This window comes from Flavobacterium sp. AK-345 (genome assembly GCF_058310175.1).
This window is the reverse complement of the sequence record NZ_JBZEER010000009.1, coordinates 50399-66884: the sequence shown is the minus strand read 5'-3', so window position 1 is coordinate 66884 and position 16486 is coordinate 50399. Positions and strand designations below refer to the sequence as shown.

The window sequence follows — 16486 nt, the reverse complement described above, 5'->3', positions numbered from 1 at the left end:
TAAATGCGGAGATTTTAAATTTATTTCACTTCTTCAACATCATCCATTTTCCATGTTTTATCAAAAAATCCTTTTTCAGGCCCATAGAAGCGGGCTAATAATTCAAATTTTCTTTTAGGATCTGTAGGAACCCAATTGGATTCTTTTCCTTCAGGCACTTTGGCTCCAAAATAAATATCAACAGAACCGTCAGGATTTTTCTTTAATCCCGGGGTGGTAGATGCCCGGCTTGAATATTTCATATCTAAAATAAGGGCATGTGTTTCACGATCATAAGCCGTTATGGACCAATATAATTTTACAGGAACTTTAGCAGGTAAATGCACTTTGTATAATTTTGAACCATCAAATGACTGATCGTTTTTATCTTTTACAGTCATTAAATAAAACTGACCTGTACCTAGCTTTTTTGCACTAAAATATGCCATAGAATAACTTATTGCTCTTTCATCAACAGGGTAAATATTAGGAGCAAGATAATTTGACATAATAGCTTTGACCACATCTTGCGACGCTGGAAGTGCCCAATTTGTACCTTCATAAAAAGGAGGTGTAAAGATTTTTTCATACCTCTTGTCAATCCAGCTATGAGCGTCTTTTATTGCTGCATTCAGAATTTCCTGTCTTCTTGCATCAGCCTGAAAAGTCTTTCCTTTTTCTATACCAATTGTCTTTAACTGATCGATCATTACTAAATCTCTTTGTAACCAAGGCTCTCGTTGAATAAACTGATTTAATACTTCAAAAAAATGCAAATTATACGGAATAGTATTTCCAAATGAAGCATCAATCAAATCTACAAATGTGGTTTGTGGAGGATTATTGGCTTGGGAAAGAGGATATATTTTTACTTTTTTTCCATACTCAATTGCTCTCTTAATATCATTTGAACTACCATCTGTAAGATTGGATCTAAGTATTGCAAAACCTGTATAAGTTGAAGATGGCATTGGGATATATCCAAAAGGCACTGCATCTTTATAATTAGGAGGAAGAATGAGGTATTTACCACCTTTGCCTTTGTCTACACCAGCGGGACCAATATCTTCTATAGCGGTTTGCCAGCCATCATCTAAGCTGCCTGTTAAAGACGAAACACCATCTACAGCGGGAATTTCCAGAACTACTGGACCTTCTCTTGTATCATATAACGGATTTATATAAATGACATCGGGATTTGGTGTTAGTGTCTGATTTTTAGAATTAATTAATCCTGACCAGTAAATAATCTGATTATAGTCTCCTTTTACTTTTAAAAGACTTTCGTGCATCAATTCAGAATTAACCGCAGGCATTCCCCATATAACAGCTTCAACGGCACGATTATAAATTAATTGTTCCTCAAAATCTACAGGCTTAAATGTTGTTGTCTGACTAGTATCAGCAACAATAGCAGTTTCGTTTTTTTTGGTAGATTGAGTGCATGCAGCTAAACAGCTTACCAATACAAGTGATAAAATTTGTTTTTTCATTTGTGTTGTTTTTGATGAAAAACTTAAAGTCAATTTTTTACGAACCCGGAAATACAAAAGCCACAACGGCTCTCAATCCCCAATCAGGTCTTATGTTAGAATGGCCTACAATTGGTATTAAGGGCATAACAGCAAATTGCATTGTTTGGCCTCCTAATTTTGTAATGGCTCCAACATTTGGGCTAATCGTTATAAGTGTTGTATTTCCTTCCCAGTTTTGTGTAATCTCTGAGGTAATACCCAAACTTGCACCGCTTTTGTAACTATGAGTTAAGAATATCTGTGTATAAAACTGATTAAAATCGGCTCTGTCTTCACTTCCTGCCACTGACCATATCTGATTTGCAATAAAACCTATCGAAAGTCCTTTTCCCTGATGCATGACCAAAACACTTGGCCCGATTCCAAATTTTTCTGTTCCCAGAAATTTATCTGTAGCCGTTGGTACCAAAAAAGCAGGACCAACTCCCAAAATAATTCCCTTAGTTTTAGGAGCAAAAAACGCTGTAACTGTTGCGTCGCTTAAACCAAACTCATGTGTGTTTTCTCCGGTAACATCCTGCTGATCTACCACCGGAAGAATATATCGTGTAATTAAATTTAAATTATCGCTCAATTTAAAAGGAATTACAGGCTGTATATTTATTTGGTATTTTGATCCATTGTAAGCACCGATTCCATAAGTTAAATTATTCTGCAAAGGAACACTTATCAAACTCGCCACCGGATTGGCCAATTTATCTGCCAGTTCCTGAGCACTGGCTCCTGCTTTCTCTTCTTGCGCAAAAACACTACAACTTAAAAGAAAACAAAATGTAGTGTACAGGTATTTGTTTGAAATATTAGACAATGGGCTTTTCATGATTTTCTTTCTTTAGAAGATTCTTATCAATATTAAAATCAGTTTATTTATCCGGAAATACTTTTTTCCAATCGTCTTTCATACTGATGACATGATATTTATATTTAGCAGCAGTATTTAAGGAAAGGTTATCTTTTTCCTGATAACTATATTCTCTAATCGAATCGTTATGATTTACCAGCATTTGAAAGGAAGGATATTTGCTTCCCTGAGAATATCTTAACATGGCAAGATCACCGGCACCACCTTCATTACCGCAAGCAAAAACAGGTCTTTGACCAATATGAAGCTGTATTCCAACCGGTTTGCCAACCTTATCATCAAAAAGATCAAGAGCAGGTTCTCTGACAATGTTGTTTGTGGCATCATCAAATTTGTATTTGAAAGAAGTACCCACAACTTGTTCTTTGGGGATTCCGTAAAAATCAGCAGAAATCGCTCTTACTAATTCGATCGTTCCACCTGTTACAATAAAAGTCTTGAAGCCATTTGCACGCAAATAATTCAAAAGCTCCAATTGAGGCTGGTATCTGATTTGTTTTAGGGTAACATTTTTACCGGGATATTTGGCACCTGTAAAAAACTCTTTTGTCGCGGCTTCAAACTCGTCTTCGGTCATGCCTGTATGAGTTGCAGCAACTAATTCGATTAGTGCTTTATCGCCTCCTTTTTCAAAGAAAGTTTTGTCTTTTTCAATCACTGCCTTAAAAGGTTGTTTTTGAGCCAATGCCGGATTGGCTTCCACCATTTTTTTTACCCTGTAAAAAGCAAATAATTCCTGAACATAAGGTTTTTCAGCCCAAAGTGTTCCGTCATTGTCAAAAGTCGCGATTCTATTTTCTTTCGGAATAAAATCAGGGCTTCCTTCCTTAGTTACTTTTGTAACATAAGCTATAATTTCCTTTTTTATTGTACCGTCATTCCAGCTTGGTAGCGGATCGCTGCTAGTTGCAACTACTGCTGTACTGTCATTAGAATTAGCACTTGTAACAGTATCAGTTTTTTTACAAGAAACAAGCAATAATAAAAATAGGGGCACGATATATATATTTCTATACATGATGATACTATTTAAGTGAAAAGAAACAGGACTATTTAAAATCCTGTTTCTTTAAAGTTATTATTATTTCTTTTTTGATGCTGCTTCATCCTCTTTTAACTTAGGAAGTACATTTTTCTCAATATATTTCTGTGCTTTAATATCTTTCATAGCCTCTTCCATAATTGTATAAGCTGAGAAGCTTGGCGGAATTGATCTTGGCGGATATTCTTTAAATGTTTCTGCAAATACAACTACATCTTGTATTGCGCCATACATTAGCTGAACGTGATTCAACTGCCACTCCCAAAAACTATTCGAAGTGATATCGGCTCTTTCAAAAGGATCTTGGTACAAATTGAATATTTTTTGTAGGCGCAGTTTAGTAAAAGGTTCTGCCCAAACTCCCATTGTACCTCCCAAACGTTGTTCTGCAAAAACATATTTATAATCACCTTCTCTCAAACCAACCAATAAGCCATCATCATCTGTATAAAAGAATTTATCTCTGGCACTTTTTTGCGTTTTGCCACGTAAAAAATTACTTTGATCAAAGCCATCTAAATGCACTTTGTAATTTTTTCCGTTTGCACTGTAACCCTTTAAAAGTTTATTAGTTAAGTCTGGTTCACCTGCAATTGATGCTAAAGTTGGAATCCAGTCATTGTGAGACATTAATTCAGTTGTAACTTGTCCCGGTTTAATTACTCCCGGCCAACGTACTAAACATGGAACACGGTACGCACCTTCCCAGTTAGTATTTTTTTCTGAGCGAAAAGGCGTCATCGCACCATCAGGCCATGTATTCATATGAGGACCATTATCTGTAGAATAAACTACAATCGTATTATCAGCAATTCCTAAATCATCTAATGCTTTTAAGATATCTCCAATTGTTAAATCGTGCTCGATCATACCATCAATATATTCACTGTCTCCATGAGTATATTTTCCTCTATGTTCTGCTCTAACGTGTGTACGAAGGTGCATACGTGTAGCATTGAACCAACAGAAAAATGGTTTCCCGGCAGCGGTTTGTCTTTTAATAAAATCGATTGCTGCTGCAGATGTTTCATCATCTACAGTTTCCATTCTTTTTTTAGTAAGAGGGCCCGTATCTTCTATTCTTTGTTTTCCAACTCTTCCAAATCGAGGATCTGTGGTTGCATCATCAACATTTGTTGCAGTACATTTTAATACTCCTCTAGGTCCAAATCTTTTCAAATATTCAGCATCTTTAGGGTAATCCGGCAATTCCGGTTCTTCTTCGGCATTTAAGTGATACAGATTTCCGAAAAATTCGTCAAAACCATTTACAGTCGGTAAGCTTTCGTTACGATCTCCTACGTGATTTTTACCAAATTGTCCTGTAACATACCCTAAGTTTTTCATAATTCCGCCAATAGATGGATCTAATTGGCTCATTCCCATAGGTGCTCCCGGAAAACCTACCTTTGTAAGTCCGGTACGAAGACCATGCTGTCCTGTTAATAAAGCAGCACGTCCGGCAGTACAGCTTTGTTCTCCATAATAATGTAAAAAACGTAATCCTTCGTTTGCCAGACGATCAATATTAGGTGTAGTATATCCCATTATACCATCACTGTAAGCACTTATATTAGTGGTTCCAATGTCATCTCCCCAAAGTATTAGGATATTGGGCTTTTTTGAATTCTGCGCCTGAATTTCAACTACTGAAAAACATATTAATGCAAATAACATTGCATTCTTAAATCTCCATTTAAAATTTATTTGTTTCATGGTAATAAAAATTTATTAATAATCTTTTTGTATATATGGTAATGTGTAAATCAGAGAATAATTTCTTAAGTAATGCTAAAAAAAATGTGTTCTTGTTTAGTGAAATACAGATTGATTATTTACATATTATTTCGAAAAATTGAACAAGAAATTTCTTAACTTTTTTTTAAGTATCTCAAAATTAATTAATAAAAAACCGAAAAATTGTATCGAAAGAGGTTCAGGTTGTTTCATTTTATAAAATGAAACGACATAAATGCTTTATTTAGTTGCATTTTCACATTCTGTAAAAATAAAAAGGGGACAAAGCAAAAAAGAGTAGAAAAAACACTTTATTAATCGGAAGACTATATCTATAAATTCAGATTGTGATATAGTGTTTTGATTTTAAAAAATAAAAAAGTATTTAACGCAAAAAAGCCATCAAAATTGATGGCTTTTATTTTATTTTCAAAACGAAAATTATTCTATTTCAGAAACTCTCATGGTGTTAACCATTCCTTTATCTTTAATTGGCATTGCTGCAAGGTTAATTAAATAATCCCCTTTTGAAGCGTATCCTTTTTGAACTGCAATTTCGTTAACATCAGTTACAGTATCATCTGTACTTTCGTCTTTATCGTAGAAGTATGATTTTACTCCCCATAATAAATTCAATTGTGTTAAGATTCTTTTGTTTGAAGTAAATACTAAAATATGTGCTGATGGTCTCCACGCTGAAATCTGGAAAGCTGTATAACCACTATTTGTTAAAGTACAAATTGCTTTTGCTTTGATTTCATTTGCCAATAAAGCTGCCTGATGACAAACTGTTTTAGTAACAAAACGTTTTGTTTTAATTTGCGGTGTGTTTTGCGGAACCTGAATAAGTGGAGAATCTTCAACTGCCTCACAAATTTGAGTCATTTTTTGAATTACTTGTACAGGATAATTTCCTGTAGCAGTTTCTCCAGACAACATTACAGCATCTGCTCCATCCATTACTGAGTTAGCAACGTCATTTACTTCTGCTCTTGTTGGCGTTAAACTTGTAATCATTGTCTCCATCATTTGAGTAGCAACGATAACAGGAATTCTAGCCGTTTTTGCTCTGCGAATCAAATCTTTTTGTACCAATGGAACTTCGTGTGCAGGAAGTTCAACTCCTAAATCTCCACGGGCAACCATAAGGCCATCACAATAAGCAATAATTTTATCTATATTTTCAAGTGCTTCCGGCATTTCAATTTTTGCAACAATTGGAATTTTGTACTCAGAATGCTTAGCAATTAATTCTTGTAAATCTTGTAAATCACGAGGTGTTTTTACAAACGAAAGTGCGATCCAGTCTACTTTTTGTTCAATAGCAAAAATAGCATCTGCAATATCTTTTTCAGTTAAAGCCGGTAAAGAGATTTTAGTGTTTGGTAAATTAACTCCTTTTTTAGATTTTAATTCTCCACCCTGAATTACTTTAGCAACAACTTCAGTTTTTTTATCCGTAGAAATAATTTCAAAAATAAGTTTTCCGTCATCAAGCAAAATACGCTCTCCAGGATTCACATCATTTGGAAAGTTTTGGTATTTCATGAACACTTTTTGTGCTGTTCCTAAAATATCTTCTGCAGTTGTAAAAGTAATTAAATCACCATCGTGTACAACAGTTCCTTCTTCCATTACACCAACTCTAAGTTTTGGTCCCTGCAAATCTCCAAGGATTGCAGTTGTATAACCAAACTCGTCGTTTAAGCCTCTAATGATATTAATTTTGTCTTTTACTCCTTCGTAATCTGCATGCGAAAAATTGATTCTAAACACATTAACCCCTGCTTCGATCATATCCTTGATAATCTCTCTCGTACTACATGCAGGCCCAAGTGTAGCTACAATTTTAGTTTTTTTGTTTGTTAGCATTTTTTTTAAAAAATTAAATTGTTCTTTGATTTTATTTTATTGGTATCAACAACATAAATAGCTGCGATGCTCTCGATGGTATTTAATTGTTGTTGAATTTCTGAAAAATCAATAGCCTCTTCACTATTCTCTATTTTCAGGAAAAAATCCACCTTTTTAAATTCAGGAAGTAAATGAATTGTTGTTGAAACCTCACTTGTTTCATTGGAAAACAAATTCTGGAAATCATTTGTACTCACTGAAATGATTTCATTTTTATTCTGAATCAGATTCCATGTAACGGCTTTCTCAGAATCATAATAATAAAACCTAGAAAAATTTGCCTCACCTTCCTTAGTTTGAGCATGGATCTCGTTTTTGCTCTTACTTAAGTTGATCGGAAGTTTTTTATTGATAAAATAGGCTAATCTATAATCTTCTATCGAAGTATGAATTGCCATTAAATAATAATCAATTTCGTCAAATTCGTCTAAATCCAATCTATGAATTGCCATATCATGAAAAATCTAGGTGTAAATATACTATTTCTATTGGAGCATCAATAGTTAAGACGCGGTTGTTTTTGTTAATTTATAAACGAAAACGTTATAGCTTTAAGAAAGTTAAAGCATTTTTGTGGTTATTTCTTATCTATTTTTTCCTGAAAAGCAAAATAAGCTCTTTGCGATGCCTTTTCTTCAGCCTTCTTTTTTGAAGTAGCTCTTGCTCTAGCAATTACTTTATCGTCTATACTTAATTTTACACCAAATAAGCGTTGTCCGTCTATACCATTATCTTCAAAAATGTCATAATGAAAGATTCTCTTTTCTTTCTGACACCATTCGATAACCAAACTTTTATAACTAATTACTTTTCCTTCAAGTCTTGCGATGTCAACATAAGGTGTAATGACTCTTTTTTGGATAAACTTTTCGCAAAACGCATAACCGCGGTCTAAGTAGATAGCACCAACAAGTGATTCAAAAATATTACCATGAATATTTTCTCCAAAATGCTGTACTGGTACTTTGCTCTCTACAAACCGAACCAGATTTAAGTCTTTACCTAATTCATTCAAATGCTCACGACTTACAATTTTAGAACGCATTTTGGTTAAATAGCCTTCATCTCCATTTGGTGCTTTGTTAAACAAATGTGCAGCAATCACGGCACTTAACATGGCATCACCTAAAAATTCTAGTCTTTCATAATTTATCGCATTTCCTTGCTCATCCAATTTGTTTGAAGAGCGATGCGTAAACGCTTTCTTATAAAAATCAATGGAAACAGGCTGAAAACCAAGTATTTTCTGAATAGTGTCAAAAAAAATCCCGTCTTCTTGAGAACGGGATTTTGAAAATATTTTTTTGATAATATTCATAGACAAAACTAGTCAACTAATTTTTTAAACAATACACAAGCATTGTGTCCACCAAAACCAAACGTATTACTCATGGCAACATTTACCTCTCTTTTTTGAGGTTTGTTAAGAGTAAGGTTTAAGGCAGGATCAATGTTTTCGTCAACAACCGTATGGTTAATCGTTGGAGGAACTAGGCTGTGTTGCATTGCTAAAATAGAAGCAATAGCTTCAATAGCTCCGGCAGCACCAAGTAAGTGTCCTGTCATCGATTTTGTTGAGTTGATATTGATATTTTTTGCATGATCACCAAAAACAGCGCTGATTGCTTTTAATTCGGCAACATCTCCTAATGGAGTAGAAGTTCCATGAGTATTGATGTGATCAACATCTTCAGGATTCATTCCAGCATCTCTTAATGTATTTTTCATTACTGCAATAACTCCAATTCCTTCCGGATGTGGAGCTGTTAAATGGTAAGCATCAGATGACATTCCGCCTCCGCCAACTTCGCAATAAATTTTTGCGCCTCTGGCTTTAGCATGTTCATATTCTTCAAGAACCAAAGCTCCTGCTCCTTCTCCTAACACAAAACCATCTCTGGTTGCATCAAAAGGTCTCGAAGCTGTTTCCGGACTTTCGTTTCTTGTTGATAAAGCATGCATAGAGTTAAAACCTCCCATGCCTGCAATAGTAATAGCAGCTTCTGAACCACCAGATACAATTACATCACACATTCCTAAACGAATGTAGTTGAAAGCATCAATTAAAGCATTTGCAGAAGATGCACATGCAGAAACAGTAGTATAATTTGGACCCATATAACCATTACGCATCGAAATGTGTGCTGGTGCAATATCGGCAATCATTTTAGGGATAAAAAACGGATTGAATTTTGGTGTTCCGTCTCCTTTAGCATAATAAATAACTTCTTCCTGAAAAGTTTCTAAACCTCCAATTCCTGCTCCCCAGATAACACCAACTCTTGTTTTGTCGACATTATCATTAGTAAGTCCGGCATCTTTAATAGCTTCATCACTTGCAGCAACTGCATATTGAGCGAATTTATCTAATCTACGAGATTCCTTGCGATCCATGTAATCTTCAATGTTGAAGTTTTTTACTTCGCAGGCAAATTTCGTTTTATGCTTCTCTGTATCATAATACGTGATAGGAGCGGCTCCGCTAACTCCATTCACAAGTGCCTCCCAGTAATCCTGGATATTATTCCCGATCGGAGTAAGAGCACCTAATCCTGTTACAACAACTCGCTTTAACGTCATAAATATGTATTTTGTACTTTAAACAAATAAAACCCACGCTTTCTTAATTGTATTGTTACTTAAGAGCCATGGGAATTACAATATAAATATATCTTTTTGATTGAAAATCAATCGAAATTTAAATTTTAAAAAAAATAATAACACCCGATCCTTAGAAATTTCAAAAATCAAAAGTCAAATTCCAATTGGAATTTGGAATTTCAAAAATTGGTATTTTTAGAAACCGGGTGCAGTATTATTATTTTTTAGCTTCCTCGATATAAGAAATAGCTTGACCAACAGTAGCAATGTTTTCTGCTTGATCGTCTGGAATTTGAATATCAAATTCTTTTTCGAATTCCATAATAAGCTCAACAGTGTCTAATGAGTCAGCTCCTAAATCATTAGTGAAGCTTGCTTCTGTTACAACTTCGTTTTCGTCAACACCTAATTTGTCTACGATAATCGCTTTTACTCTTGATGCAATGTCTGACATAATCTTTAATTTTAGAATTTAATTTGTTGGCAAAAATAAAAAACTTTATTTTAAAACAACTATTTAGTTTATAAATGTGATACTAATTTATAAAATTAATTTCAAGAAAGCCCTTTTAATACTATTTATTTTCGATTTTTATTCCGTTTTTTGCATTCTCAAAATAAATCATATTATGAAAAAAATTGTTGTTTTTGCCTCAGGATCAGGAACTAATGCAGAAAATATTATAAAGTATTTTTCAAAAACTAAAATTGCAAAAGTTGTTTCTGTATTTACCAATAATGCTGCGGCAAAAGTCATCGAAAGAGCAAAAAATCATCAAATTCCTGTCGAAATCTTCTCAAAAAACGAACTTTTGGAACGAAACGTACTACAAAAAATACAAAAAATCGATCCGGATCTGATAGTTTTGGCTGGCTTTTTACTCAAGTTCCCCGAAAACATAATTGAACAATATCCAAACAAAATTATAAACATACATCCCGCGCTTTTACCTAATTATGGAGGTAAGGGAATGTATGGAATGCACATACACAGAGCTATAATTAATAATAAAGAAAAAGAAACCGGAATCTCTATTCATTATGTAAATGAAAATTATGATGAAGGCGGTATTATTTTTCAGAAAAATGTAGTTCTAACAGAAGATGACACCCCAGAAACGGTGGCTGAAAAGATTCACGAATTGGAACAAAAGTATTTTCCAGAGATTATTCAGACTATATTGGAAAAATAAATTTCAATTTTGGATAAGTTGAAAAATCTAAAATCTGAATTCAAAAATCTACAATCTAAATAAATGGATCACGAAGTACATATATATACTGATGGCGCCGCAAAAGGAAATCCCGGAAACGGTGGTTACGGCGTTGTGATGGAATTGGTTGGAACACCACATAAAAAAGAATTTTACGAAGGTTTTCGTTTGACAACTAATAACAGAATGGAGCTTTTGGCCGTAATTGTTGGTCTGGAAAAATTGAAAAACCCAAATATGAAGGTTTTGGTTATTTCAGATTCTAAATACGTAGTTGATTCTGTTTTGAAAAACTGGGTATTAGGCTGGGAGAAAAAGAAATTTGCCGGCAGAAAAAACCCCGATTTATGGAAACGTTTTTTAATTGTGTACCGAAAACACCAAGTCGATTTTAAATGGATTAAAGGCCACAACAATCACCCTCAAAACGAACGTTGCGATCAATTGGCTGTTATGGCATCAATGCAGCCCAAACTTTCTATTGATGAATATTACGAAAACATAGGTTCAAAAATGGAATAAAAATAACGTATCGGGAAAATCATTTCCTGATACGTTATTCAAACTACTAACTTAAAAAATATCTTTATTCTTTATCTAAATCTTTGGCGGTTTTAAATCCTGACAATAAGCCAACTCCGGCCATGATAAAAATGATTGAAGGATAAACAGCGTCGTCATCTAATGAAGTGTAAGTTGTAATTAATAAGGCAAGGAAAATTCCAACGCCGCTTCCTATTAATAAAAAAGCTAAATTCACAACAAAAACTTTCCACGCAGAACCTCCTTTTCCAGCCCCCTTCAAAAAGATACTGGCATCGACCCCTTTTTCTATAAGCGCCATACGCTCTCTGTTTCTGGTTGAGAAAAAAAGATAGACAATCCCAAAGATCATCGCAAAAAGACTAACTGGTATTAATACTTGTGGTCCCATAATTTTTATGTTTTTATAATTGATTGATACCCATATGACGACAGGTTTTAAATTAAGGTTACAACGATTTCAAAATAAATTCAAATTTTTAAATTCCATCTGCTAAACCTCGGGGTAAAAGTCACTGGTAATGAGTAATTCAAAGTTTTTGTTTTATCTTAAAAAAAACTTGCTACTCTACTAATTTTCGAGAAGTAGTTTACTTGTTTAAAAATAATTAACAAGAAATAACTTATTTATTGTTTTTTGTTTTACATTTGAATTTTCAGACTCTATCCCAAAAATCAATTTTATTCTTTGAATGAGGAATTGAAATGAATTTTCACCAAATTCATTTTCGTTCAAAAAATATTTATTCAAATAAATTGGTTTTTCATGAGGAAAAAGTACTTAATCTTTTTTATTTTATTGCCTTTCAGTCTGGTTTTTGCACAACAGGAAACAGTTATTTCCGGATTAGTACTTGATGCTAAAACGCAAGATCCACTTTCAAATGTTATTGTAAGCATTCAAAATTCTTCTATTACAGAACTTACAAAACCAAACGGAAAATTCGAATTACATGTGGCACTGCAAGGGCAGCAATTGCTTTTATTACGTAGTCAGGGTTATAAAGATTTGCTTCTAAAAGTTAGCTCAAATCTGGGAATAGTTAATCTGGGAACATTGCAGATGGAAGAAAGTTTTTCTGATGAAATTCCGGGAACATTAATCACCTTATTAGAAAGTGATTTGTCTGATGACAATAGTTCTTCTGAAATGACTTCGGGCCTTTTACAATCTTCGAAAGATGCTTTTATGCAGGCTTCTGCTTTCAGTTGGGGTCAGGCCCGATTCAGGATTCGTGGTCTCGATAGCGAAAACGGAACCATGATGCTTAACGGAATGACCATGAATAAATTATATGATGGCAGGCCACAATGGAGCAATTGGGGAGGCTTGAACGACGTACTTCGAAATCAGGAATTTTCAATAGGAGCTGCTTCATCAGATTATACTTTTGGCGGAATATTAGGAACTCAACAAATTTCGACAAGAGCTTCATTATACAGAAAAGGGGGCCGACTTTCGTTTTCAGGAAGCAATACAAGTTATAATTGGCGGGCCATTGGTACTTATGCATCGGGAATGAATTCTCACGGTTGGGCTTTTGCTATTTCTGCAGGAAAACGTATTGGAAATGAAGGCTATTTTGACGGAACTAATTTTGATGCAGAATCTTTTTTTATAAGTGTCGAAAAGAAGTTAAACAATAAACACTCTCTAAACTTCACCGGATTTTATACGCCGGGTTCGCGCGGAAAAAACTCAGCCAATACTAATGAAGTTACACAATTGACAAACGAAAAATATAATTCGTATTGGGGTTTTCAGAATGGAGAGAAACGCAATGCAAGAATTAAGAAGATCGAAGAACCATTGTTGATGCTTAATCATTATTATAAAATAAATGAAAAAACAAATTTGAACTCAGCTGTGATGTATCAGTTTGGAAAAGTAGGGAACAGTACAATTGATTATCAAAATACAAATAGTCCCGATCCTGTTTATTATCGAAAATTACCTAGTTATTATACTTCACTTTACGCAAAAGATAATGGCGAGTTTTCGGGAGAATTTACTCCGGATTATGAAAATGCCGAAAAAAGCAGAACTATATTTTTACAGAATTCTCAAATCAATTGGGACGAACTGTATCGTGCCAATCAGAAATCAATAAAAAACTCAGAAGGAATAATTACAGGTTATGAATCCGGACAAAGTCATTACGTTTTATATGAAGACCGAACGGATGATAAAACATTTGCAGCCAATACAAACCTGAATATTCAACTTACAGAAAACAGTGCTTTTGATGGTGGAATCACATTTAGGAATTTAAAATCACATCAATTTCAATATCTTTTAGATTTACTCGGAGGGCAATATTTTGAAGATATTGATGCTTTTTATACTGGAAATGAAGCACAATCAGATTTACAGAATCCAAATCGTCGGGTAAAAGAAGGTGATACATATGGCTATAACTATAATTTTCTGGCAACAACAATTGAAGCTTTTACACAGTTTAAATTCAACTACAAAAAAATTGATTTCTATTTGGCACAATCTTATTCTGTTTCAGATTATCAAAGAGAAGGATTGTACCAAAACGGAATTTATCCAACTACTTCTCTTGGAAAAAGTGAAAAAGTGAATTTTGAGAATTTTGGTTTCAAAGGCGGATTAACGTATAAAATTTCGGGAAAACAATGGTTGTTTTTTAACGGAATGCATCTTACAAGAGCTCCTTCAATTCGAAATACATTCTCAAATTCTCGTTTAAATAATTCAATTGTTGCAGGTATTGAAAATGAAAACATAAGTAGTGTTGAAGGGAATTATGTTTTTCGCTCACCTAAACTTAAAACAAGAATTACAGCGTATTACACTTTAATAGAAAACACAGCGAAAACTTCCTTTTTTTATGCCGAAGGGATTTTTGACAGAGGTGCAAGCTATAATAATACAGATGCTTTTGTGAGTCAGACATTGACGGGGCTTGATAAGAAGAACATTGGATTGGAACTGAGTTTTGAATATCAAATTTCATCAACATTAAAAACAACTTTATCAGCAGGTTACGGCAATTACACTTACGTAAGTAACCCGAATGTTTCGATAACAAATGATGCAAATGCAGCGAAAGGAGATTTGCAAGCTTTTGATTTTGGAGAATCATATCTTAAAAATTATAAACAATCCGGAATGCCTCAACAAGCTTATTCATTAGGATTAGAATATCGTGATCCTAAATTTTGGTGGCTTGCAGCGAATATTAACTATTTAACAGAAAGCTATATTGATGTTTCGCCAATTGCCAGAACAGCCAGGTTTTATAAAAACTCAATAAGCGGACTTGTTTTTCCTGAAGCAACAGAAGAGCGGGCATCACAATTATTGAAACAAGAAAAATTTGACCCCATTTCATTACTCAATATATCAGGAGGTAAATCCTGGCGTATTTATGGGAAAAATATCGGACTTTTTATTAGCGTGAATAATGTTCTTGATTGCACTTATAAAACAGGAGGTTTTGAGCAAGCCCGAAATGCCAATTTCAGAGCCCTTAATCAGGATATTTCAAGCGGAACACCATCGTTTGGACCTAAATATTATTATGGATATGGAAGAACATATTTTGTCAATCTTGCCATCAATTTATAAAACTTAAAAAACAGATTCTTTATGAAAAACAGATTTTTAAATTCATTTTTCGCATCATTTTTCCTCATTTTTTGTTCTTGTAGCAGTGAGGTAGAAATCCCTAAATTAGGTTGCACACAGCCGGATATAACAATAAATCAAACAGTTGAAAAGGTTAAAAACATTTCTGGTTCAACTCCTAAAGTATATAGTTATGATGATGTGATTGAGGCTTACGTTGTATCAAGTGATGAAGGTGGGAATTTTTTTAAAACAATTTCCTTTCAAACATTAGCTACTGACAAAATACCGGCAATAGGATTTAGTACGCCCGTTGATGTAACAAACACTTACATAGATTTTCGCATCGGAAATAAAGTTTACATAAAGCTTAAAGATCAATTTACAGATTCGTATTATGGTGCGTTGCGTATTGGAAGTTTATACGTAAGTAACGCAGGCGACCCAACGATTGGAAGAATTTCGCAAAATGATTATAAAAATGTTCTGAATGCTTCCTGTAACGTTATTGAAGAAGATCAGTTAGTACAGCAAATTTCGATAGAAGAAGCAATAAATGAGAGCAGATTAAATACATTAATAGAGTTAAAAGATGTTCAGTTTGCAGAAGCCGCAATTGGCAGACATTATTTTGAGGAATCGAATAATGTAGGCGGTGCTACTAACTGGAATTTAAGTGATAAAACAGGAAATCAGCTTATCTTTAGAACTAGCAGTTATGCCAATTTCGCCAGTAATATTGTGCCCGATGGAAGTGGAAAAGTTCGTGGTATATTGACAAAATTTGGTTCAGATTATCAGTTAATGCCCAGATTCGCAACTGATGTTGTAATGACAGGAAAGAGAAGCGTTCCGTTCTTTTCAGAAGATTTCCAATCTGTAAAAAACAATGTCAATTTTGCTCTTGCAGGTTGGAGCAATATTGTAGAAAAAGCATCAAAGTTGTGGAAAAGTATGCTGTATGCCGGTAATGGATATGCCGAGTTTAATACCACAAGTACAACTGCTGCAGAAAATATTGCATGGCTTGTTTCTCCTAAAATTAATATGAAAGGTTATAAAAATGCAGTCTTATCTTTTAGAAGTGCTCAACATGATTTAAAAGTAGATTCACCTTTGAACTCTTTAGAAGTTTATGTGTCAACCAATTTTGACGGATCAAGTATTAGCAAAGCAAAATGGACAAAATTAGAAGCCAGATTTCCTTCGTTGTCATCGCCGGCTCGTGAATTTATGAGTTCAGGAGGAATTGATTTATCTGCTTATTCGGGAAATATTCATATTGCTTTTAAATACATTGGTTCTGGTAAAGACAAAACGCTTAATGGTGCTTTTATGGTGGATGATGTTAAGATTTTTGGAGAAAAGGAAGAATAAGTTTTTTAATAGTGAAATTAATTGACTGATTTCTAGTTGATTTGGTAAAAAAGTATAGTTTTTAAACTACAAACTGTTAAAATT

Annotated in this window: 14 protein-coding genes; 4 read left to right on the top strand and 10 right to left on the bottom strand. The window is 34.0% G+C overall.

Annotated elements, in window-relative coordinates; translation table 11 throughout:
* Window positions 1-20 precede the first annotated feature (20 nt).
* The 9 genes from AC4FQ3_RS16200 to AC4FQ3_RS16160 form a co-directional block, all read right to left on the bottom strand.
* Window positions 21-1472, bottom strand: coding sequence for a DUF1254 domain-containing protein (locus AC4FQ3_RS16200; protein ID WP_491182519.1), 1452 nt, complete (start codon window positions 1470-1472; stop codon window positions 21-23).
* Between the two features lie 37 nt (window positions 1473-1509).
* Window positions 1510-2334, bottom strand: coding sequence for a hypothetical protein (locus AC4FQ3_RS16195; RefSeq protein ID WP_491182518.1), 825 nt, complete (start codon window positions 2332-2334; stop codon window positions 1510-1512).
* Window positions 2335-2377: 43 nt separating this feature from the next.
* Window positions 2378-3394, bottom strand: a complete 1017-nt coding sequence (locus AC4FQ3_RS16190) for an HAD family hydrolase (protein ID WP_491182517.1) — start codon at window positions 3392-3394, stop codon at window positions 2378-2380.
* Between the two features lie 63 nt (window positions 3395-3457).
* Window positions 3458-5134 (bottom strand): arylsulfatase, encoded by a 1677-nt coding sequence (locus AC4FQ3_RS16185; protein ID WP_073394548.1) that lies wholly within the window; start codon window positions 5132-5134, stop codon window positions 3458-3460.
* Window positions 5135-5596: 462 nt separating this feature from the next.
* The gene (pyk, locus tag AC4FQ3_RS16180; RefSeq protein WP_073394549.1) at window positions 5597-7027 is read right to left on the bottom strand and encodes a pyruvate kinase; all 1431 of its coding nucleotides are present in this window, start codon (window positions 7025-7027) and stop codon (window positions 5597-5599) included.
* Between the two features lie 5 nt (window positions 7028-7032).
* On the bottom strand, window positions 7033-7521 hold the full coding sequence (locus AC4FQ3_RS16175; protein ID WP_042564775.1) for an IPExxxVDY family protein: 489 nt from the start codon (window positions 7519-7521) through the stop codon (window positions 7033-7035).
* 125 nt (window positions 7522-7646) lie between these two features.
* Window positions 7647-8387 (bottom strand): ribonuclease III, encoded by a 741-nt coding sequence (rnc, locus tag AC4FQ3_RS16170; RefSeq protein ID WP_073394550.1) that lies wholly within the window; start codon window positions 8385-8387, stop codon window positions 7647-7649.
* Window positions 8388-8395: 8 nt separating this feature from the next.
* Complete coding sequence (fabF, locus tag AC4FQ3_RS16165; protein ID WP_042564773.1) at window positions 8396-9649, bottom strand: beta-ketoacyl-ACP synthase II; 1254 nt, start codon at window positions 9647-9649, stop codon at window positions 8396-8398.
* 238 nt (window positions 9650-9887) lie between these two features.
* Window positions 9888-10124, bottom strand: a complete 237-nt coding sequence (locus AC4FQ3_RS16160; RefSeq protein ID WP_007137004.1) for an acyl carrier protein — start codon at window positions 10122-10124, stop codon at window positions 9888-9890.
* 175 nt (window positions 10125-10299) lie between these two features.
* On the opposite strand from AC4FQ3_RS16160, the gene purN reads away from it, so the two are divergent.
* A complete protein-coding gene (gene purN / locus AC4FQ3_RS16155; protein ID WP_042564772.1) occupies window positions 10300-10863 on the top strand; it encodes a phosphoribosylglycinamide formyltransferase in 564 nt (187 codons plus the stop codon).
* 63 nt (window positions 10864-10926) lie between these two features.
* Window positions 10927-11406: a ribonuclease HI gene (rnhA, locus tag AC4FQ3_RS16150; protein ID WP_491182516.1), complete on the top strand. Its 480-nt coding sequence runs from the start codon at window positions 10927-10929 to the stop codon at window positions 11404-11406.
* A 64-nt stretch (window positions 11407-11470) separates the two neighbouring features.
* Here the strand turns inward: rnhA and AC4FQ3_RS16145 are convergent, their stop codons facing one another.
* Window positions 11471-11818 (bottom strand): DUF6249 domain-containing protein, encoded by a 348-nt coding sequence (locus AC4FQ3_RS16145; RefSeq protein ID WP_491182515.1) that lies wholly within the window; start codon window positions 11816-11818, stop codon window positions 11471-11473.
* A gap of 375 nt (window positions 11819-12193) precedes the next feature.
* On the opposite strand from AC4FQ3_RS16145, the gene AC4FQ3_RS16140 reads away from it, so the two are divergent.
* The gene (locus AC4FQ3_RS16140; RefSeq protein WP_491182514.1) at window positions 12194-15025 is read left to right on the top strand and encodes a TonB-dependent receptor; all 2832 of its coding nucleotides are present in this window, start codon (window positions 12194-12196) and stop codon (window positions 15023-15025) included.
* A gap of 21 nt (window positions 15026-15046) precedes the next feature.
* Window positions 15047-16402: a DUF5689 domain-containing protein gene (locus AC4FQ3_RS16135; RefSeq protein ID WP_491182513.1), complete on the top strand. Its 1356-nt coding sequence runs from the start codon at window positions 15047-15049 to the stop codon at window positions 16400-16402.
* Window positions 16403-16486 lie beyond the last annotated feature (84 nt).